At 38.8% G+C, this 21,974-nt stretch carries 19 protein-coding genes; 12 read left to right on the top strand and 7 right to left on the bottom strand.

Translation table 11 applies throughout. The features are described from left to right. Nucleotides 1–74: 74 nt before the first annotated feature. Together pdxH and LVD15_RS20270 are read left to right on the top strand one after the other, a co-directional pair. A complete protein-coding gene (pdxH, locus tag LVD15_RS20275; protein ID WP_233777031.1) occupies nucleotides 75–719 on the top strand; it encodes a pyridoxamine 5'-phosphate oxidase in 645 nt (214 codons plus the stop codon). Further along, entirely contained in the window at nucleotides 692–1,960 is a 1,269-nt protein-coding gene (locus tag LVD15_RS20270; protein WP_233777030.1) for a glycosyltransferase family 2 protein, read from the top strand. Before pdxH ends, LVD15_RS20270 begins: the two co-directional genes overlap by 28 nt. On the opposite strand, the gene LVD15_RS20265 is transcribed toward LVD15_RS20270, so the two are convergent. From LVD15_RS20265 to LVD15_RS20255, 3 genes are read right to left on the bottom strand one after another with little or no spacing between them, the layout of a single operon-like run. Next, a complete protein-coding gene (locus LVD15_RS20265; protein ID WP_233777029.1) occupies nucleotides 1,953–2,642 on the bottom strand; it encodes a response regulator transcription factor in 690 nt (229 codons plus the stop codon). The two genes, LVD15_RS20270 and LVD15_RS20265, sit on opposite strands and share 8 nt — an antisense overlap. Next, nucleotides 2,632–3,630, bottom strand: coding sequence for a glycosyltransferase family protein (locus LVD15_RS20260; RefSeq protein WP_233777028.1), 999 nt, complete (start codon nucleotides 3,628–3,630; stop codon nucleotides 2,632–2,634). Before LVD15_RS20260 ends, LVD15_RS20265 begins: the two co-directional genes overlap by 11 nt. Next, nucleotides 3,627–4,484, bottom strand: coding sequence for a UDP-2,3-diacylglucosamine diphosphatase (locus LVD15_RS20255; RefSeq protein WP_233777027.1), 858 nt, complete (start codon nucleotides 4,482–4,484; stop codon nucleotides 3,627–3,629). Before LVD15_RS20255 ends, LVD15_RS20260 begins: the two co-directional genes overlap by 4 nt. Nucleotides 4,485–4,691: 207 nt before the next feature. Here LVD15_RS20255 and LVD15_RS20250 point away from each other — a divergent pair, with 207 nt between their 5' ends. The 8 genes from LVD15_RS20250 (at nucleotide 4,692) to dapA (ending at nucleotide 13,770) form a co-directional block, all read left to right on the top strand. Continuing rightward, complete coding sequence (locus LVD15_RS20250) at nucleotides 4,692–5,774, top strand: aminotransferase class V-fold PLP-dependent enzyme (protein WP_233777026.1); 1,083 nt, start codon at nucleotides 4,692–4,694, stop codon at nucleotides 5,772–5,774. A 71-nt stretch (nucleotides 5,775–5,845) separates the two neighbouring features. Continuing rightward, the gene (locus LVD15_RS20245; RefSeq protein ID WP_233777025.1) at nucleotides 5,846–6,766 is read left to right on the top strand and encodes a universal stress protein; all 921 of its coding nucleotides are present in this window, start codon (nucleotides 5,846–5,848) and stop codon (nucleotides 6,764–6,766) included. 88 nt (nucleotides 6,767–6,854) lie between these two features. Next, the gene (gene xseA, locus LVD15_RS20240) at nucleotides 6,855–8,108 is read left to right on the top strand and encodes an exodeoxyribonuclease VII large subunit (RefSeq protein ID WP_233777024.1); all 1,254 of its coding nucleotides are present in this window, start codon (nucleotides 6,855–6,857) and stop codon (nucleotides 8,106–8,108) included. Further along, nucleotides 8,089–8,286 (top strand): exodeoxyribonuclease VII small subunit, encoded by a 198-nt coding sequence (gene xseB, locus LVD15_RS20235; RefSeq protein WP_233777023.1) that lies wholly within the window; start codon nucleotides 8,089–8,091, stop codon nucleotides 8,284–8,286. Before xseA ends, xseB begins: the two co-directional genes overlap by 20 nt. 91 nt (nucleotides 8,287–8,377) lie before the next feature. After that, nucleotides 8,378–10,249: a M1 family metallopeptidase gene (locus LVD15_RS20230; RefSeq protein WP_233777022.1), complete on the top strand. Its 1,872-nt coding sequence runs from the start codon at nucleotides 8,378–8,380 to the stop codon at nucleotides 10,247–10,249. A 103-nt stretch (nucleotides 10,250–10,352) separates the two neighbouring features. After that, nucleotides 10,353–12,359 carry an NAD-dependent DNA ligase LigA gene (gene ligA, locus LVD15_RS20225; protein WP_233777021.1) on the top strand — a complete coding sequence of 669 codons (2,007 nt, stop codon included), beginning with the start codon at nucleotides 10,353–10,355 and terminating at the stop codon, nucleotides 12,357–12,359. A gap of 3 nt (nucleotides 12,360–12,362) precedes the next feature. Further along, nucleotides 12,363–12,875 carry a DUF6913 domain-containing protein gene (locus LVD15_RS20220; RefSeq protein WP_233777020.1) on the top strand — a complete coding sequence of 171 codons (513 nt, stop codon included), beginning with the start codon at nucleotides 12,363–12,365 and terminating at the stop codon, nucleotides 12,873–12,875. Between the two features lie 7 nt (nucleotides 12,876–12,882). Further along, nucleotides 12,883–13,770: a 4-hydroxy-tetrahydrodipicolinate synthase gene (dapA, locus tag LVD15_RS20215; RefSeq protein ID WP_233777019.1), complete on the top strand. Its 888-nt coding sequence runs from the start codon at nucleotides 12,883–12,885 to the stop codon at nucleotides 13,768–13,770. 68 nt (nucleotides 13,771–13,838) lie between these two features. On the opposite strand, the gene LVD15_RS20210 is transcribed toward dapA, so the two are convergent. The 3 genes from LVD15_RS20210 to LVD15_RS20200 form a co-directional block, all read right to left on the bottom strand. Then, complete coding sequence (locus tag LVD15_RS20210; RefSeq protein ID WP_233777018.1) at nucleotides 13,839–14,828, bottom strand: type I phosphomannose isomerase catalytic subunit; 990 nt, start codon at nucleotides 14,826–14,828, stop codon at nucleotides 13,839–13,841. Nucleotides 14,829–14,839: 11 nt separating this feature from the next. Further along, a complete protein-coding gene (locus LVD15_RS20205) occupies nucleotides 14,840–16,204 on the bottom strand; it encodes a sugar MFS transporter (protein ID WP_233777017.1) in 1,365 nt (454 codons plus the stop codon). A gap of 101 nt (nucleotides 16,205–16,305) precedes the next feature. Continuing rightward, the gene (locus LVD15_RS20200) at nucleotides 16,306–16,962 is read right to left on the bottom strand and encodes an NUDIX hydrolase (RefSeq protein ID WP_233777016.1); all 657 of its coding nucleotides are present in this window, start codon (nucleotides 16,960–16,962) and stop codon (nucleotides 16,306–16,308) included. Between the two features lie 293 nt (nucleotides 16,963–17,255). Here LVD15_RS20200 and LVD15_RS20195 point away from each other — a divergent pair, with 293 nt between their 5' ends. Both LVD15_RS20195 and LVD15_RS20190 read left to right on the top strand, forming a co-directional pair. After that, nucleotides 17,256–18,461 carry an IS4 family transposase gene (locus LVD15_RS20195; protein ID WP_233776251.1) on the top strand — a complete coding sequence of 402 codons (1,206 nt, stop codon included), beginning with the start codon at nucleotides 17,256–17,258 and terminating at the stop codon, nucleotides 18,459–18,461. Between the two features lie 321 nt (nucleotides 18,462–18,782). Continuing rightward, nucleotides 18,783–20,315, top strand: a complete 1,533-nt coding sequence (locus LVD15_RS20190; protein ID WP_233777015.1) for a SulP family inorganic anion transporter — start codon at nucleotides 18,783–18,785, stop codon at nucleotides 20,313–20,315. A 91-nt stretch (nucleotides 20,316–20,406) separates the two neighbouring features. Here the strand turns inward: LVD15_RS20190 and LVD15_RS20185 are convergent, their stop codons facing one another. After that, complete coding sequence (locus tag LVD15_RS20185) at nucleotides 20,407–21,942, bottom strand: carboxylesterase/lipase family protein (protein WP_233777014.1); 1,536 nt, start codon at nucleotides 21,940–21,942, stop codon at nucleotides 20,407–20,409. Nucleotides 21,943–21,974 lie beyond the last annotated feature (32 nt).

The following is a 21,974-nucleotide window of genomic DNA, read 5'->3' as shown; positions in this document are numbered from 1 at the left end:
TATTCGTTTATTTATTAAAATTTGATGGTCTTTAAATTAACAAAGATTTTAAATTTGGGCTAAAATAGAAGGTTATGGATAAAAATATTGCCGATATACGTAAAGATTATGCCTTAAAGGCATTAGATGAACAGGATTTGCTTGCTCATCCTATCAAACAGTTTGAAAAATGGCTCAATGAAGCTATTGAATGCGACATCAAAGAAGCTACTGCTATGAATGTAGCCACTATTGGTGAACAAGGCTTTCCTTCGTCGCGAGTTATCCTTTTAAAAGGGGTTTCTGAAAAAGGTTTTAGCTTTTATACTAATTACCAAAGCTCTAAAGGCAAAGAGCTGGCTAACAACCCTGCAGTAGCACTGAACTTTTTCTGGCCAGACCTGGAAAGACAAGTACGCGTACAAGGCATGGCCTCCAAACTAAGTGAAGAAGAATCTACCGAATACTTTCAAAGCAGACCAAAAGGCAGCCAGATAGGCGCCTGGACATCACCCCAAAGCACGGTGATAGCCGGACGAGAGGTACTGGAAGAGAGAGAAAAAAAACTGACCGAAAAATACAAGGATGCTGAAGTGCTCCCCAAGCCTAAGCAATGGGGCGGATACCTGGTAGAGCCTTTTTTAATTGAGTTCTGGCAAGGCAGACCAAGCAGACTGCACGATAGAATTATATACACTCAAAAGGGTGACGGATGGCAAATAAACAGGCTGGCTCCTTGATGAAGAACCTGTATTTATCGCGCTACGCATATCCTGAAACACTTATTAATGAACCGGTTGCTGCAGAATTAGATGCTATAGTAACCATACCCTGCTTCAAGGAAGAAAATCTTATTGAAAGCCTGGAATCATTAAAAAACTGTGAGCGTGAAGGTTTGAGCATTGAGGTGATTATCTTAATTAACGAAGCCAACAATGCTACTAACGACATTACATCAATAAATACCAAAGCCTTTGAAGAGGCTCTGTTATGGGCAAAAACTCATTCAGAGCCTGCTTTTAAAGTATTTCCACTCTATATTAATGATTTAAAGCCTAAGCATGCTGGCGTAGGTTTGGCTCGTAAAATAGCCATGGATGAGGCTGTCAGGCGCTTTGAAAGCATCAGCAAGCCCGATGGAATAATCATATGCTATGACGCAGATAGCCGCTGTGACAGCAACTATTTACAAAGCGTAATAGCTTATTTCCAAGATCACCCGAAATGTCCTGGAGCATCTATCTATTTCGAACATCCACTCGAGGGATACTACCCGGATGAGATCTATGAAGCCATTATTGACTATGAGCTCTTTCTTCGATATTATGTCAATGGACTAAGATATGCTGGTTTTCCGTATGCCTATGAAACCATTGGCTCCAGCATGGCTGTAAGAAGTAATGCCTACCAAAAGCAAGGCGGAATGAACAAAAGAAAAGCAGGAGAAGACTTTTATTTTCTTCATAAAATCATTCCACTAGGGCAATTTGGAGAGATCAACAATACTAAGGTCATTCCCTCACCCAGGAAATCTGACCGAGTGCCCTTTGGCACCGGTAAGGCGGTAAATGAGTGGCTAAAAAGCAAAAATCTGGATACCTATCATCCTCAGATTTTCGAGGAGTTAAAAGGCTTCATATATCATGTTCCCGGCTTTTTTAACAATAGCAATATTGAGGCTATTATTGAGTCATTTCCTGCCTCTATCAAGGCATTTTTGTATGAAAAAGAATTTACTAAAAATCTAGCTAGAATAAACAAAAATGCCGCTTCTGATGAGACCTTTCTAAAACAGTTTTATCAGTGGTTTGATGGCTTTATGGTATTAAAATACGTGCATTTTGCCAGAGATCATTACCACTCAAACATACCGATACGGGAAGCAGCTAAAAAGCTATTAAGCATGCAAGGCCTGGAGCCAGCCGACAATAGTAAAGACCTCCTTTTGCAATACAGGAAACATGATAGCGCCTTTAGCTAAGCTCAAATTTATACTGATTTTCACTCACTTTAGCGATAAACTTTTTACCCAGTTTTTTAGCAATGCTAGAGATATAAGTATCTACCGACTTAGAGAAAATGTATATATCAGAACCCCAGATATTATTCAACAAACTGTCTTGAGTGATTGCTTTGTGAGGATTTTGAGCAAAAAAGTATAGTAACTCAAACTCATAACGAGGCAACTCTACTACTTTATTATTAAAATACACTTTATTAGAGGCCCTTTCTATTCTAAAATCTCCATAAGTAATTTCTTTGATGCTCTTTCTTATTACCAGGTTATTTTTAAGTACAGTACTTATTTTATGCGTCAATGCCCTAAGACCGGTTATTTTTTCTATATAATCATCTCCGCCCGTATCCAGGGCCTGGGTCTGAAGTATTTTATCGCCTTTGGCCGTAAGAAAGAAAATATAGGTGCTTTTAAAATCGGGAATTTCTCTTAACTGGCGGCATATTTCAATACCATTGACTTTAGGCATCATAATATCCAGCACTATTAAATCAGGATGAAATTTGGTAGCTGTTTCTATTGATTTAGTGCTTTTTTTCTCCACTTCTACTTCATACCCTTCTTTTTGCAAGTTGTACTTTAATAAGTCAAGAATATCTTTATCATCATCCACAAGTAATATCTTGTGTTGGCTTTTATCTGTCATACCCCGTTTCTTTTTCTATTATTCTCTTCACTATTCCCTCCGTCTCATCCGGATAATCCATTTGTAACACCACGCCAGACTGCACCCACTCTTCTATTTTATGCACTTTTTTCGCTTTTAGTTTTTTCATTACCGGTATGCCAAGTTCTTTTAAAGCGGCAGCATTACAATGTTGCTCGTATTGCCCTTCCATGGGTATTACCATTAGCTTTTTACCCAGAAACAAGGTCTCTGCCGGAGTTTCAAAACCAGCTCCGCACAGCACACCTGTAGATGAAGTGATGCTATTGATAAACTGCTCATTATTAATGGGCATAATGCTGATATTCCCTTGCTGGTAGGCTTTTGATGAATGTTTAGAAAACACCTGCCATTGTATGCCTTTCACCTTAGAAAGCACTTTTATGATTTTTTCATCAGAATAGGCTGGCAAATAGACTGTATAATGGCCTTTGTTTGTTGGCTTTACATTCCTAATGCAACTTCTTACTACGGGTGTATAGATATCGGCATCAAAAGCATCGAAATGAAAACCATAGTTATGAGAAACCGGAGCATAATTTTTCAATATCATCTTGCCTACTATGTCTCTTGACACTGGCTTGGGGCATTTGTCTGACAGCAATGCTCCCTGATGACTGAGTCCCACCGTTCTGCGGCCTCGCTTACGAGCAGCCCAAGCCGTGATAGGCTCAAAGTCATTCACTACCAAATCATATTGATCTATAGGAAAATCATTGATTTCTTTATAAAATCGAATGCTTGAGTTCTTCATAAAAGTCTTACTCAGGTTGATGCCCCCACGTTTACCAAAGTAAAAGCTCATGCCCGGCGACCTGTATTTGAGTTCTTGAGAAAGATTAATTTCTACTTGAGCTCCACTAACCAGATAGTCTACTTCACCATGTTTTTCTAAGGCTGGCCCTACATCCATAGCCCGGCTAATATGACCATTTCCGGTGCCCTGTATTGCATATAGAATCTTCATACTTTTACTGTTAAAAATTCGGTGACCATAGTCTGAAATATGTCATTGTTATTGAGTTCCTTTTTGCGCTCCTTCTTATTGAGCACCACTGCGCGGGCTACAGCATCATCTAAAAACTGATAAAGGCTCCATTGATGATCATTATACTCCAGGGCCGTAAAATTCTCCACCCAGTCTCCTGAATTCAAATAAGTTACAGCTCCCTTGTCGGTTATTACCTCTCGCATTTGTGGGTGATGAATATGGCCGCAAATCACATAGTCATATTGATTACTGATGGCTATATCTGCGGCTGTACCTTCAAAATCATCAATAAATTTCACTGCACTTTTTACACTATCTTTTATCCTCTTGCTCAGAGATATCTTGCCTTTTCCAAGACTTTTAGAAATGAAATTTACCAATGTGTTCAACAGAATAAGAGAGTCATATCCTACTGCTCCAAGCTTAGCGAGCCATTTAGAATGCTGCATGGTAATGTCAAAAACATCTCCATGAAAAATCCAGGTTCTTTTCCCTCCTTGCCGCAGCACTATCTTATTCACAATTTTAAACTTACCTAGCTTAAAGCCTACAAACTTGCGGAGCATCTCATCATGATTACCAGTGACGTACACTACTTCCGTTCCTTTGCTAAGCAAGCCGGTAATGTGCTTTACTATTTGCATATGCGAGCTAGGCCAATAGCGCTTACTAAACTGCCATATGTCTATAATATCACCATTAAGGATCAGCTTTTTGGGCTTTATAGTTTTAAGATAGCGCAGCAGATCCTCTGCATGACAACCATAAGTTCCCAAATGAACATCTGAGATCACTACTACATCTACGGGGCGTTTAGATATCTCTTTCATAAAAATTTAGTAAAAAGATACCCTGAAGATATTCAACCTAAACAACAGGGTATCTTTGTTTAAACCCATACAATACAAATCTAAAATCCAAACATTACTCCATCTTCACTAGCTGATTACGATACTATTACGATTAATGTGATCTATATTATTTCAATATGAATTATGTTAATTAATTTTGGCAGCAACCTAAATGCGCGTTAAAAAATGAAAAAAATATATTTCACTCCGGGACCTTCTCAGCTATACTTCACCGCTGAAGAACATATTAAAAATGCTTTGAATGAAAGCGTTCCCTCCCTATCACACAGAAGCAAGGCGTATGAAAGCATACACCAGGCTGCAGTAGAAAATATTAAACAGCTGCTACAGCTGCCAGAAGGATACCATGTGCTGTTTACCGGATCAGCCACTGAAATATGGGAAAGGACTATCCAGAACCTCGTTTCTAAGGAGTCTTTTCACTTTGTAAACGGATCATTTTCCAGTCGTTTTCATGAGATAGCTGAGAACTACCAAATTAATGCTTTAGCTAAAAAGGTAGACGAAGGGCAGGTAGTAAAGCCTGAAGAAGTGCTCATACCAGAAAGCACTGAGCTAATAGCTATGACCCAAAATGAGACCAGCACCGGAGCTGCTCAACCCCTTGATGACATCAAACAGATCAGAAGTGCTTTTGAAAAGCAAATCATAGCGCTAGACGTAGTTTCTTCTGCTCCGTATATACCAGTTGACTATAGCTTAGTAGATACCGCCTATTTTTCAGTGCAAAAATGCTTCGGTCTGCCTGCTGGTCTTGGCGTATGGATTGTGAATGAAAAATGTATAGCTAAGGCTGAAGAGAAAATGAATGAGAATAAAATCATTGGTTCTTACCACAGCCTACCTTCCATGCTAGAGAAGTCCGTTAAAAATCAAACTTCTGAAACACCTAACGTTTTAGGAATTTACCTGCTAGGCAAAGTAGCCGGTGACATGCTTACCAAAGGCATAGAGCAAATAAGAAGAGAGACTGAATATAAAGCGGCGGTGCTGTATCAGGCATTTGAAGAGTGCAGCCAGCTAAGCCCTTTCATAAAAGAAGAAAAATACCGATCTAAAACCACGCTGGTAGCAGAAACCAAATGCGACAGCAGTGAAGTGATTAACTTATTGAATCAAAAAGGAATAGTGTTAGGCAGTGGTTATGGTAAATTTAAAAAAGAACATATAAGAATTGCTAATTTTCCTACCCATTCAAAAGAAAGCGTAGAACTAATTGCGGACGAATTAGTTAGAAATTTCAAATAATTAAGTTTTATTTAAGTTTCTAAATGATTGCAATTAGATAATTTTGCATGGGTCAAAACATATATTAATTTATGGAACCATTTAAAAATGTACTTGTAGGGCTAGATACCAGTGAAATGGATGCAACACTTGTAAGGTTTGCATCTTTCATGGCTGATCATACTTCTGCCGAGAAGATCACTTTTGTGAATATGGTTAAGCGTCTTAACATCCCTTCCAGCGTACGCAAGGAATTTCCTGATCTGGAAGAAAATGCCCTTAAAGACAGAAAAGAGAAGATGAAAGCGGTGGTAAAGGAACACTTCCACGCTGAGAAAAAAGTTAAAATCATCTTCCAGGTTAAAAAAGGGCAAGCCCCAGCTATTCTGGAAATTGCTCATAAGAGTCAGACAGACCTGATTATTGTAGGGCAGAAAAAATCTCACGAGACTACGGGAGTTACTACCCTAAGGCTGGCCAGAAGAGCTAACTGCAACCTGCTTATAGTACCGGATAATGCCGTTCCTAATGTAGATAAGCTTTTAGTGCCTATTGACTTTTCTAACTATGCCAAGCTAGCGGTCGATCAAACCATTGACTTCGCTATTAGAACTGGTGTGCCTAGTGAAATCATTTGCCAGAACGTTTATGCTGTACCTGCCGGCTATCATTATACAGGCAAAACTTTTGAGGAGTTTGGTGAGATAATGAAAAAGAATGCTCAGGATAACTTCCAGAAATTCATTAAAAAAATAGATAAAAGAGGCCTTACGGTTCGTGATGAGTACGCATTAGATACTAATGATAACCTGGCCAGTGATATTTATGATTTGGCTGATTCTGAAAAGGTAGGATTTGTAATAATAGGCGCAAAAGGAAGAACCGCTGCTGCTGCCCTGTTTTTAGGTAGCCTGGCAGAGCAAATGGTTAATGAAAAAATGAATCAACCGCTGCTTGTGGTAAGGTACAAAGGCAAAAATGCCGGTATCATAGAAAGCCTCAGAGAGATATAATCAGAGCTTTTTACCATGATTATGTTCATCATTATTGATGAAAGCTTATAGATGTTGATAATTATTAAATAATTTTGTGCTCCTTTTTATGGAGCACCTATCACTACAAGAATTAAATAACCTGATAAAGACCACCTTAGACTCCCAGCTAGAGCCTTCTTACTGGGTGGTGGCCGAAATCGGGGAAATGCGCACTAACCAGAGCGGGCACTGCTACCTGGAATTGGTAGATAAAGAAAACGAACGGGTTACGGCCAAAATTCGCGGCACCATCTGGTCATACACCTACCGCAACCTCTCCACCTGGTTTGAGGGCATGACTGGCCAGGCACTACAACCCGGCCTGAAAATACTCTGTAATTTAACGGTTCAGTTTCATGAACTATATGGCCTTAGTGTTAATATCAAAGACATCGATGCTAACTTCACTTTGGGAGAAAGGGCACGCCGAAGAAAAGAAATTATAGATCGTTTGGTGGCTGATGGCGTTTTTGACATGAACAGAAGCCATACGCTACCGCCAGTGCCACAGCGAATAGCCATTATCAGCTCCCCTACTGCCGCTGGTTTTGGAGACTTTATGGACCAGATAGAGAAAAACTCCAGGGGCTATAAATTTAACATCAAACTCTATAAAGCGATCATGCAAGGAGATAAAGCGGCTCCTTCCATTATTAATGCTATGATGCAGGCCCATGACCAGATAGAAAACTATGATGTGCTCATCATCATCAGAGGGGGCGGTAGCCAGGTAGACCTGGATTGCTTTGATGACTATGAACTGGCTGCACATATAGCTCAGTACCCCATCCCTGTACTCACGGGTATCGGTCATGAAAGAGATGAAACCATTGCTGACTTAGTAGCTCATAGCCGCTTAAAAACACCTACAGCAGTGGCCGAATTTCTCATTAGCGGCCTTATGGCTTTTGAAGATCAGTTAGATGAATACTTTTCCAGATTGTATCATTCTGTAAACCAAAAGATAAATCTGGAAACCCAACGACTGAGCAGCCTGGGCTACCAGGTCAAGGCTATTAGTAAAGAGAAAATAGCCTCTTCTAACTATTCGCTGAACAACCTTCTTTATAAGGTGAAATCAGCCACAAAAAGCTATTTTCATCAACAACATAAGAAGCTAGACCTCGCTGACAATACCATGAAATTTCTGGATCCTCAGCATGTACTCAAGCGGGGCTACACCATTACTACCGTTAATGGCAAACTCATTAAAAATACAACCTTGAAAAAGGGTGATGTTATTGTTTCAGAAAGTAGTGATCATATTATTACAAGTACAGTAGAATCAAGTAAAAAGAAAAATGGCGAAGAAAAAGCTTAGTTATAAAAGTGCTGTAGAAGAAATAGAGTCTATAGTAGATAAAATTGAAAATGGTGAGCCTGATGTTGACGAGCTGGCTGAGTTAGTGAAACGCGCCGCCAGCCTTATAAAAGAATGTAAAGGCAAACTAAAAACGACAGAAGAAAACCTATCAGAAACATTAGAAGAGCTGGAATAACCAACCGCCCTTATAATTCTGATTTGAATAATCATCACAATCGTTTACTTTGGTAATTAGAAACTTAAATCAAATAACAGATTATATGCACATGTATAAAAAACTGACATTAATCTTTTTGCTTATCCCTCTGATAGGCAAAAGTCAATCGGCCTCTACTACCTACTGGCAGCAGCGGGTAGAATATGAGATGGACATTGACATGAATGTTGAAACCAACCAGTTTACCGGAGATCAAAAACTAACCTACTATAATAACTCTCCAGATACACTCACTAAAGTATTTTATCATCTTTACTTCAATGCCTTCCAACCCGGCAGTATGATGGATGTTCGCTCGCTAAACATAGAAGATCCTGATAGAAGAGTGGGTGATCGTATCTCTAAGCTCTCTGATGAGGAGATAGGATACCAGCATATTAAATCATTAAAGCAAAACGGTAAAGACGTAACTTATAAAGTAGAAGGTACTATTCTTTCTGTGCGACTTAACAAACCTATTTTACCTGGCGAAAAAGCCACTTTCAAAATGGAATTTGAAGCTCAGGTTCCTTTACAGGTAAGACGTTCAGGTAGAGACAGCTCAGAAGGCATCAGGTATTCTATGAGTCAGTGGTACCCTAAACTGGCTGAGTATGATGAGCTAGGCTGGCACACTGATCCTTACATTGGCCGTGAATTCCATGGCGTGTGGGGAGATTTTGATGTTAAAATCACTATAGATCCTACTTACACCATAGGTGCTACAGGCTATCTTCAAAACCCAGACAAAATTGGTCATGGATATGAAAAAGAAGGTACAGAAGTAAAAACCTCTGACAAACCGCTTACCTGGAACTTCAAAGCAGAAAAAGTGCATGACTTTGTATGGGCTGCAGATCCTGACTATACCCATACTACTGCTCAGGTTCCTAATGGTCCAGTGCTTCACTTTATCTATCAGGAAAACAGTGAGAACAAAGATGCTTGGGAGAGATTACCAGAATACATGGTAAAAGCTATGCAATTTGTAAGTGAAAACTTCGGCAAGTATCCTTATGAAAAGTACTCTTTCATTCACGGTGGTGATGGAGGTATGGAGTACCCAATGGCTACATTAATATCAGGCGACAGAAACCTAAACAGCCTTTTAGGAACAGCCGTTCATGAAATGCTGCACAGCTGGTACCAAGGTTTATTAGCTACCAACGAAAGCCTGTACCCTTGGATGGACGAAGGCTTCACTTCTTACGCATCATCAGTTACTATGCAATATTTGATGGATCCTAACAGTGATGCTGACCCGCACTCTAACTCATACAGAGCTTACTTTATGATGGCTGAAAGTGGAAAAGAAGAGCCTCTTACCACTCATGCTGATCACTACCACTCTAACAGATCTTACAGCATTAATTCATATGCTAAAGGCGCAGTATTTTTACACCAGCTTAGCTACGTGGTAGGTCAGGAAACGCTTATGAAAGGAATGAAGAGATACTACCATGACTGGAGATTCAAACACCCTACTTCTTCTGATTTCATTAGAACAATTGAAAAAGTATCAGGCTTACAGTTAGACTGGTACCAAGAGAAATTTGTATACACTACTGACCAAATAGATTATGGTATTAAAAGCGTAGTGGGCGAAGGTGATGCTACCTATGTAACCCTTGAAAAAGTAGGCGAAATGATGATGCCTATTGACCTATATGTAGAGTATGAAGACGGTTCTACAGAGATATATTACATACCTCTTAGACTTATGTTAGGAGAAAAAGATGTAGAAGACAAAACTGCTTCTCGCATTACAGAGTCGCCATGGCCATGGACCTACCCTACTTACACTTTAAAGATAAATAGCAGCACTTCAAAAATTAAAAAAATAGAGATTGATCGTACTCAAAGAATGGCAGATATTGACCGTTCTAACAACACTGTAGATCTTGAAAAAGCCACTAAGGCATATGAAGATACCACCAAGTAATAGTACTTCATAAATGCATTTACGAAAGATGAGTTCCTCCCGGGGCTCATCTTTCTTTTTTATGCATACTTTAATTAGTTTTACGTTCATTACCCATGATGAAATGACTAAGGAAGAAGCACAAATAGAGATAGCAGAACTCTCAAAAAAAATCAACCATTATAATGAGCAGTATTATATGAATGATACTTCTGAAGTATCTGATTATGAATTTGATACCCTGCTCAATAAGCTAGTAGAACTAGAAAAGCAATTCCCTGAATATAACTACCCAGACTCCCCTTCTCACCGTGTAGGCGGTACTATTACTAAGGAGTTTAATACCGTTTTTCATAAAACACCCATGCTTTCTTTAGGCAACACTTATTCTAAAGAAGATTTGGAAGATTTTGACAAACGTGTGGCTAAAGGATTGGAAGGCGAAAGCTATGAATATATCTGTGAGCTCAAGTTTGATGGTATAGCACTAAGCGTTACCTATGAAAATGGAGTACTCACCAGAGGAGTCACTCGTGGTGACGGAACAAAAGGTGATGACATTACGCACAATGTAAGAACCATCAGAAGCATGCCTTTACGATTAAAAGGCGACTATCCTGCAGAGTTTGAAGCGCGAGGCGAGGCTTTTATGCCTAAAAAGGTATTTGCTGAGCTCAATAAAGAAAAAGAAGCAGTAGGTGAAGAACCTTATGCGAATGCCCGTAACACGGCTTCAGGATCATTAAAAATGCAAGATTCTGCCGCTGTAGCTAAAAGGAAGCTTGATTGCTACTTATATGCTTTAAATGGAGACAACCTTAATATCAACACCCACGAAGAAGCTATTAAAAAGCTGGAAACGATGGGTTTTAACCTTTCTCCTACCTATAAGAAGTGTACAAACATAGAAGAAGTGCTTGCATACATTAACGAATGGGAAACTAAGCGGCATGAACTCCCACTGGAAACAGACGGAATAGTAATAAAGGTAAACAGCATAGAACAGCAACAGCAGCTGGGTTTTACCTCTAAAAGCCCTAGATGGGCCATAGCTTACAAGTACAAAGCTGAAAATGCAGCTACCCGCTTAAAGTCTATTACCTATCAGGTAGGACGTACCGGAGCTATAACGCCTGTGGCCGAGCTTGATCCGGTATTACTGGCCGGCACTACCGTAAAAAGAGCTTCATTACACAATGCCAATGAAATACAAAGGCTCGACCTTAGGGTTGGTGATATGGTGTTTGTAGAAAAAGGAGGCGAAATAATTCCTAAGGTGACCGGAGTAGACCTTACTGCTCGTACACCGGAGCTTCAGCCATTAGAATACATAACAAACTGCCCTGAATGTGGCACTGAGCTTATTCGTATAGAAGGCGAAGCAGTGCATTACTGCCCTAACGCACAAGGTTGCCCACCACAAATTAAAGGCAGAATAGCCCATTTCATACAACGAAAGGCGATGGATATAGACAGCCTGGGAGAAAGAACAATACACCTGCTATATGAAAACGAGCTTGTAAAAAGTCCTGCTGACCTTTACGAGCTTACTTATGATGAAATTTTTCAGCTGGAAGGCTTTAAAGATCAGAGTACTAAAAAGGTTTTAAAAGGAATTGAGGCCTCTAAAGAAATTAGTTTCGAGAGCGTACTTTTTGCTTTAGGCATACGTTATGTTGGCAAAACAGTAGCAGAAAAGCTGGCAGCCTATTTTAAAAACATAGATAACATAATGAAGGCCAGCTTTGATGAACTCATAGCTGTACCAGAAATAGGTGAACGCATAGCCGGAAGTATTATAAATCACTTTGAGTCAGAGCAAAACCGCGAAGAAATAGAAAGGCTTAGAAAAGCAGGCGTACAACTAGAAATAATAGAAAAAGAAACCACTACCCTTTCGGATAGTCTAACCGATAAAACTTTTGTAATTTCGGGGGTCTTTTCTAAATATGGCAGAGACGAGCTCAAAGAACTGATACAGCAGCATGGAGGCAAAGTGGTGAGCTCAATTTCGGGTAAACTTAACTATCTGGTAGCCGGAGATAAAATGGGACCAGCAAAACGCGAAAAAGCTGAAAAATTAGGTGTCCAAATAATTTCTGAAGATGAATTTGACGCCATGATCAAATGATGAATGTTAAATAAAAAAATACTCTCATATAAAACCAGCTCACTACTAAAAAGTAACAAAGCCAAGCGCTTGAGCACTAATTATCAATATGCTGAGAGTATCGGCATAATATATACCAGTGAAGACCTGGAAAAACATCATATAGTCAAGGACTTCAAAAAGTCCCTTGAAGATGATGGCAAAAAGGTTAATGTTCTCACGCTCTTACCTAAGGGCTTGGAAAATTTCGAATTCCTTTTTGATTTCTTCACTACAAAAGATATCAGTTTTTGGGGTAACTTTACGGCAGAGCAGGTTCATAAATTTGTTAACGCCACTTTCGATTACCTTTTCTATCTGGACACAAAAAGTAACCTGCTCATTAAGAACATTTTAGCTATGAGCAAGGCCAAGTGCCGGGTAGGTAAATTTGATGAAACTGACAGACAGTTTTTCGAATTAATGATTGATACGCCGAGCAACAGCACACGCGAACTTGTAAATGAGATGTATAAGTATACAAAAATATTGAACTAATATAAAAATGTCTAAATTATATGGAACGGGGGTAGCACTTGTTACTCCTTTTGATAAAGAAGATAACGTAGATTACCAAAGCTATAAAAGACTGCTGTCTTACACCGCTAAGCAAGGAGTAGACTATTATGTTGTTTTAGGTACTACAGGAGAAGGTTCCACCATATCACTGGCAGACAAGGCCAAAATATTAGACTTCACTAAGGAAAACAATGAAGATAAACTTCCTATAGTTTATGGTATCGGCGTTAATGATACTAATGCTACACTGAAAATCACTAAAGAAACTGATCTTTCAGGAGTAGATGCCATTCTTTCTGTAAGTCCTTATTACAGCAAACCTTCACAAGAAGGCATATTTCAGCATTACATTAAAATAGCTGATGCCAGTCCTGTACCGGTTATTCTTTATAACGTTCCTGGAAGAACAGGCTCAAATATGTCTGCTGAGACTATCTTGAGACTTGCTGAGCATGAAAATATCATTGGTGTTAAAGATGCTTCAGGTAATATGGAGCAAGCACTAAATATCTGTAAATATAAGCCTGAAGACTTCATGCTGATCTCTGGTGATGACATGCTTACGGTACCTTTATATTCTATAGGTGGATCAGGCGTTATTTCGGTTTTGGCCAATGCCTTTTCTAATATCTTCCATAACATTAAAGTAGCTGTAACTGAAGGAGACTTCAGCAAAGCCTCTAAAGAAGCCTTTAAGCTATTAGAAATTAACCCTCACATGTATAGCGAAAGCAGTCCGGTGGGCATTAAACAATTATTGGCTGAATTAGGTATTTGTGAAAACTATGTAAGGCTTCCTCTTGTACCTGCTTCTGAGCAATTAAAAGAAGTAATAGCCAAAAGATTAACTGAAATACAAGCAGTAACAGTATAAAACCTGTACTATCAGAAATAAAAAAGCAGCCCTTGAGCTGCTTTTTTTATGATCTATATATTCCTATTTTAAAAATTAGGAATGTACGTTTCTAATACTTTGCTTTTTGCTAATGGTGTAAGCACTATATCATTCACCTCTGCCGGTATAAGCACCACATCTCCCAACGTAGCTTGCATTTTAAAATCTCCTGCTGTTATAGTAGTTTCTCCTTCCAGGAAAACCAGAATCACGAAAGAATCTAAAGAAGAATAATCCTTCTTCATTTCATCATCTATCACCATTCTATTAGTCTCAAAGAAAGGACACTCTACCAAAGCGGTATTTTTATTTAGCTCTACAGGCTTATTAGATTTATATTCATCATAAAATTTATAATCAATAGCATCTACTGCCTCTTCTACATGTAGCTCTCTTTTATTGCCTTTATCGTCAGTTCTGTCAAAGTCATAAATACGATAAGTTACATCTGAGCTCTGCTGAATTTCTGCCAGCATAATTCCTTTACCAATGGTATGCACTCTACCCGCAGGTATGAAAAACACATCATCTTCAGCTACCTTCTCCTTATTAAGAATATCTGTTAACTTACCACTATTAAAATACTCTAAATAGGCTTCTTTATCTACTTCCTGATTAAAGCCGGTAATAAGTGTAGCATCTTCATCTGCCTGGATGATATACCACATTTCAGTTTTACCAAAAGAGTTATGCCTTTCTTTAGCCAACTTATCATCTGGGTGAACCTGTATAGAAAGGTCATCATTAGCATCTATAAACTTGATAAGCAGCGGAAACTGTCCTCCGTAAGTCTCATACACCTTCTTCCCTACCAGCTTATCCTTATAATTAGCGATAAGAGTAGTAAGCGGCTCTCCTTCCAAACGGCCATTAGCCACAAAAGAAACATTACCTTCTACCCCTGAAAGCTCCCAGGTCTCTCCGCAGTTAGGCAGTGGAGAATAATCCTTATGAAGCACATCCTTTATTTTTGTACCACCCCAAATTTTATCTTTAAAAATGGTTTTGAATTTCAATGGATACAATTGCTCTGACATATTAAAATAAGTTAGTCGATTTGCGTATAAATTTTGTTATAACGAACACTATATAAAAACAGGTAGAAGTAACAAAGCATAGGTATTAAAAATGAATATCCTAAGGTAAAATGATCTGCTACCAGCCCCTGAAGTGGAGGAATGATCGCTCCCCCTAAAATAGCCATAATTAATAAAGATGACCCCTGACTGGTGTATTTTCCTAAGCCTTGAGTAGATAAAGAAAATACGTTTGACCACATGATAGAGTTAAACAGACCTATAGATAAAATAGGCCACACCATCATACCTGGTACTTCTAAAATAGTGATTACAAGAAATGAAATATTCACCAATGCGAATACACCCAGCATAAGTCTGGCGTTTTTGCCTATTAAAAGGAAAAGTGCCAGGTTAATACCTATGAAAATGAAATAAGGCCACATTTCGCTAATGCTCAAACCTGACAGGTATACTATAAGCGGCGTTATTAAAAATATAATTCCTAATGAAAATAAAGCCTTTTTCTTTAATGGCTGATCATTAATATTGATACCTCCCAAAAAGCGGCCAATCATAGCTCCACCCCAATAATAGTAGGCCAAATATTTACTCGCCTCCAAGTGATCAAGCCCTAATACATTATCATGTCCTAAGTAGCCAATCATTAAACTACCTACAGCTACCTCAGCACCCACGTAGCAAAAGATACCGAACATACCCCACCTTACCTGAGCAAATTTTAGAATAGTAAAGCCATGATTGGTATCATCATCATCCTTAAAAGAAGGAATTTTACTCATAGAAAACAGCAACGCCACCACTATGAACAAACCGCTCAACATTAAATAAGGCATTTTTACATTTTCTGCGGTAAGCACACCATCAGAAGCAAAGAATTTAAATATGAAAAATCCTCCTACTACAGGTGCCAGCGTGGTACCTAATGAGTTAAATGCCTGAGTAAGGTTAAGTCTACCAGATGCAGTTTCTGGCTTACCCAATAAAATCACTATAGGATTACATGATATCTGCAAAACCGTAAGTCCTAAGCCCAACACAAACAGCGCGAGTAAGAACAAGGCATATACTTCAGCCATAGAAGCAGGCACAAAAAGTAAACACCCGATACTTGATAGTATCAATCCAAAAGTAATGGTCTTTTTATACCCCAGTTTATTGATAGGATCGCCCAAACTCAAGGAAGCAATAAAATAAGCTAAAGAACCAATAAAATAGGCTAAAAAGAATGCACTCTGTACCAGAAGGGATTTAAAATTAGATAACTCAAAGACCTCCTTCATATATGGAATAAGAATGTCATTCATAGAGGTAATGAACCCCCACATAAAGAACAGCAGCGTGAGTATGGCCAGCGCTTTAGTATTTTTATTCATAAGTTTTTGTAGTAAGTATTCAATCGATTACCAAAGGTAATACATTGGCATAAATTTACAGATTTTTATGCTAAATCGTTTTATTAAAGCAAAATCTTATATTACCAACCAGAACTAAAACCATCTTTCATTGCGGCGAAGTACCTGAGCTTGTCAAAGCTGTAAAGAATTGGGGCCTTATGCCCTACTCCGGTTCTCTTTTTATTAGTATCTACAAGAATTTGGTAGGCCAACATTTTTCTTCTGAAATTCCTTCTATCCAGATCCTTTTGGAGTACCGTTTCATACAGAGCCTGCAGCTCAGGCATAGTAAATAACTCGGGCAGTAGATTGAGCCCTATAGGTTGGTAATTCAATTCTCTTTTTAAGGTATTATGTGCCTTTTTAATTATATACTCATGATCCAAAATTAACTCGGGGAGCTCTGTAATAGGCACCCAGCTACAATAGGCAGAAGTATCATCAGGTATGGGTTGCTGTACTTTAGAATATTCTACCAGCGCATAATACCCAACAGAAACAAAGCGTTGCTGAAACCACTCCTCCATGGCAGGATCAACCACTTCATTTTCTATCAAATCTTGAACATGCTGAGCGTCATTTCTATTTAAATGACCAAAGAAGTAAAACTGACGAAGAAAAATATCTCTAAGACCTGTTCTTTCTTCGAGTACGGCTTCGGCCTCATCATCCACATTTTTATCCTTTCTCACAAAACCTCCAGGCAAGCCCCAGACTTCCATATTCTTGAGCTTCATGAGCAACACCTTGAGCTGGTTTTCATGAAATCCAAAAATAACGCAATCAACAGAAAGTCCAGCTTGAAAATTAATTGTATTAATTCTATACACCTTATTGTTTGTTTAATCACAAAGTTGATAAAATTTTCGAGAAATCCTCCATTTCCTTATTTATCGTGTAAGTATAGACAACCGGGCCTATCACTTAGTTTTTAATCACTAGTGTCCGAGAAAAAAGATAGGGGCCTCTGAATAATTTCAAGAGTGCCCCATAATGTGTATTTTCGGTTTACCACAACAAAAAATCACACATGAGTAAAAATACATATTTCTACGGACAGCCAATCTTTTCTCAACTATTATCGCTGATAGATAAATCGGTGTTAAATCAAATAATATCAAAATACCAATCTGACAGATATTACAAGAAATTGAATACTTGGCATCACCTAGTAAGCATGTTATACTGCTGTTTCAGTGGGGCAAGTGCTCTCAGAGAGCTTACTACGGGGCTTTTGGCCTGCCAAAACAAGCTGATCCATTTAGGTATTCAATTTATACCCAGACGTTCCACTTTATCAGATAGCAACAAAAAACGCAGTAGTATAGTCTTTGCAGACATTTACATGAAATTGTTTAAAAAGTATCGGCACCTTTTGCCGGACAGCCGCTTGAGAATGGAAGTTCTCAATAAACTTTATATTGTTGATTCAACGATTATTAGTCTGTTTAAAGATATTCTCAAGGTAGCAGGACGCCCTAGAAAAGATGGCAAAAGCAAGGGAGGCATTAAAGCTCATGTAATGATTCATGCGGCAGAATTAATGCCATGTTTAGTACGGTTGACCAAGGGAAGTCAGCATGATCATACATTTTTAAAGCAATTACAACTCCCAGAAGGATCCTATGTGGTGATGGATAAAGGGTATATCGATTATAGACAATACGCACAATGGAGTCATCAAGGGATATTTTACATTACTAGAATGAAGGAAAATGCCAGATATCAATCAATAGATGAGCTAGAACTGCCTGAAGATAAAGACTTTTGTGTACTTAAGGATGAAAAAGTTGTTATCAGTTTCAAGACTGATGGACAAGTGCAAGAGCTTCAAAATAGAAGAATAGCCTATTATGATGACCTCAATAATAAATTATTAGTGTTTATGACCAATAATATGGAGTTGGAAGCAGCCACAATAGCGGCCATTTATAAATACCGATGGCAGATAGAGCTTTTATTTAAAAAGCTGAAGCAGAACTTTCCTCTCAAATATTTTCTGGGGGACAACCAAAATGCTATTGAGATCCAAATTTGGAGTGCCCTGATCTGTCTATTATTGATGGAAGTAGTCCGAAAACAGATCAAAAAAAGATGGGCCTTCTCTAATATGGTCTCATTGGTAAGGTTTCACTTGATGGCCTATGTTCACCTTACCCGCTTTCTAAACAATCCAGACCTAGAACTTCAAAAAACAATATATAAAACCAATCAATACCCTTTATTTAGTCCATAGAGGGCTCACTTTTCCAGATTAGAAGAAAACCACTTTATTTTTGCTTAGAATCGCTAAAATTTCTTAGACCAGAGTTTAGTCGGACACTAGTGGTTTTTAATTCAATAAATAATCCTATAAACTTCGTTATTGAATTAAAAGTAGTATCTTCGCAATTCTTATAATTTTAAAATATGACTGTAAAAGCAATATTCACTTCAATATCTACTCCGCACTGATGCACTAGCATCCGCATGAATATTTTGCTGTTTTCATGTTTTTCTGAATACGCTATTTTCTAATAAGTATTTTAATACATCCTTTTTATTTGAACTTTTATAAATGAAAAAGTATCTCAACCTTTTTGATCTTACACAACGTGTAGACTACAAAACGGAAGTACTTTCTGGTATGACCGTGGCCATCGCCCTTATACCGGAAGCGGTAGCCTTTGCGCTTATGGCTAAACTTTCACCACTTACCGGCTTATATGCCGCTTTTGTGATGGGACTCATCACCTCCATATTTGGTGGGCGCCCCGGGCAAATTTCCGGAGCCACCGGTGCCGTGGCTGTAGTTATTGCCTCTTTATCTCTAAGTCATGGGGTGGAGTATATCTTTGCTACCGTAGTACTAGCCGGTCTTATACAAATAGTGGCCGGATTCTTAAAGCTGGGTAAACTTATTCGATTAGTGCCTCAGCCAGTGGTATATGGTTTTGTAAATGGACTGGCCTTCATCATTTTCACAGCACAGCTGGCCCAGTTTCAAGACAAAAACGAAAATTGGCTGACTGGTGAACCTCTATATATAATGCTGGGGCTGGTACTTATAACTATGCTCATCATTTGGGGATTACCTAAAATAACAAAAGTAGTTCCTGCTTCATTAGTAGCTATCTTCGCCATATTTGGCATAGTGGCCATTTTTAACATTGATACCAAAACCGTAGGTGATCTTGCTTCAATTGAAGGGGGCTTCCCTCCTTTTCACATTCCTAACATAGATTATAGTTTTGAGACATTACGTATTATTTTTCCTTATGCTCTAATTATGGCAGGTGTAGGATTAATAGAAAGTTTACTTACACTAGATATTATAGACGAAATTACTGAAACCAGAGGACGTGGCAACAAAGAAGCGGTGGCACAGGGATTGGCTAATGTAACCTCAGGATTTTTCTCTGGAATGGGCGGTTGTGCTATGTTAGGTCAAAGCCTTATCAATATTTCTAATGGAGCCCGGGCCAGACTATCAGGCATAGTAGCTTCTGTGTTATTGCTTATGTTCATTATGTTCGGGGCCAATTTAGTGGGTAAGCTACCCATGGCAGCTCTTACAGGACTGATGATCATGGTATCAATAGGTACTTTTGAGTGGGCCAGCCTTAAAATATTTAACAAAATGCCTAAGTCAGACATCTTTGTGATGGTAATGGTTACGCTGGTAACTATAGTGCTGCATAACCTGGCACTGGCTGTGGTTATAGGTGTAATTATAGCGGCATTAGTTTTTGCCTGGGACAATGCTAAACGCATAAGAGCCAGAAAAACAATTGATGCCAATGGAGTAAAACATTATGAAATAAAAGGGCCTTTGTTTTTTGGTTCTGTTACTGCCTTTAATGAGAAGTTTGACATAGCTAATGACCCTGAAGAAGTAATTATAGATTTTGCTGAGAGCCGTGTGGTAGATATGTCTGCCATAGAAGCGCTAAACAAACTAACGGAAAGATATCAAAAAGCAGGTAAAACGGTTCATTTAAAACACCTGAGCCCTGATTGTAAGACATTATTAAAAAATGCAGATCAAATCATAGATGTGAATGTATTGGAAGATCCTGATTACCATCTTGCTACAGATAAACTGGCTTAAATAATTCTTACAAAAAAGACGGGCGATGATCACCCGTCTTTTTTGTTACTTGTCATTACCATAGGCTCGATCTAAGAACTCATATCGGCCATCATTTTGAGCTTCTTCCACCTTTAGAATCAGCATTGATAATCATTACTGGCGGCGTACCATCTTCAGGCTTAGCAGCAGGCCACTTACGAAGGTCTCCTTTATTAGGATCTCCTGTTTTAATAAAATTAGCAAAGTACTGCTGCATTACTGCAGAAGTTTTCTTGTCGGCATCAGTCCAGTTAAATTCATCCATTAAGTATAAATTACCCATACAGTAAGGTATTTCTGAGGCATGCGGAGCTCCGATAGGTTGTTTTTCTTCATTAGCCGCCTTGGGTCTAATTTGCGAAAACAAATACCTATACACAGGCTGATCACTATGCTTACGATGAAGATCAAACCATTTCCAGGTACTATATGATATAAATCGGTCAGAAGCTAAAGCTGTAGCCGAAAGGGCTATTTCCTCCTCACTTGTATGTGGGTATAATTTCAGCACTTCTTCATAGGTATCAGGGTACGCCTGTTTCACATTTTTGATATAAGCCTCATCTGTATAAGGCTGACCTTGCATAAAAGCCATACCGGGAATTTCCGCAGAATTCCAGCCTAGCAATAGTGGAACCTGTGATTGCTCACCTGCTTTAAATATTTCCGGTAAAGTTTTAGGAAAGAAGTACCCATCTATTACCGAAGGAAAACCAAAAAACCCTGATTTTTTATATTTTTCGAAAATTTCTTCTGTACTGGCTTTGCGTAATTCTTTCAAAGAATAATATCCGAATGTAGTAGCGAACTTCATTCCTATACTCTCTGCTTCTTCTAAAGAAACCGGAGCTAATGTGGGCTTAATAGCCGCTCCGCTCTCTCCTATAGCTCCAGCAATCAGATGTTTGGATAATGGAGAAGCCATTTGTGAACTCACAGAAATAGAGCCCGCAGATTCTCCTGCTATCGTAACTCTATCAGGATCACCGCCAAAGGCTTTGATATTATCTTTCACCCACTGTAAAGCAGCAGCTTGATCTAGCAAGCCGTAGTTACCAGAAGCTTTATAAGCAGCCTCCTCGCTCAATTGTGGATGGGCAAAGAAACCAAAAATGTTAAGCCTATAATTCACCGTAACCGTTACTATGCCTTTCTGCGCCATAGAGGCTCCATCATATCGGGGCTCAGAGCTTCCTCCTGCCACATAACCGCCACCATAGAAATAAACTAACACTGGTAAAGCGGCATTTTTCTTTCTACTATCAGGAGTCCAGACGTTCAGATAAAGACAATCTTCGCTCATTTTTTCAGAGCGAAACACCATATCTCCAAAAACATCTGCCTGCATTGGAGTTGGTCCAAATTTTTTAGTATCTCTGGTTTCACTCCAGTCCGTTAAAGGCTGTGGTGCTTTCCACCTTAACTCACCTACAGGAGGTTGTGCATAAGGAATACCCAGAAACTTATCTACGTGTTGCTCATCATCATTAAAGCCTTCGATTTTACCATTTTCTATGGTGAGTTTAACCGGCTTTGGTACTTGGGCTTGTATACCTTGTAAAGCATATACAATTATAAAAAGTAGGGTAAATATAATTTTCATCATGAGATTGATTGGTCTGTAATAAAACTAACAAA

Source organism: Fulvivirga maritima, from assembly GCF_021389955.1.
Classification (GTDB): domain Bacteria; phylum Bacteroidota; class Bacteroidia; order Cytophagales; family Cyclobacteriaceae; genus Fulvivirga; species Fulvivirga maritima.
This window is presented reverse-complemented; position numbering and strand designations above follow the sequence as displayed.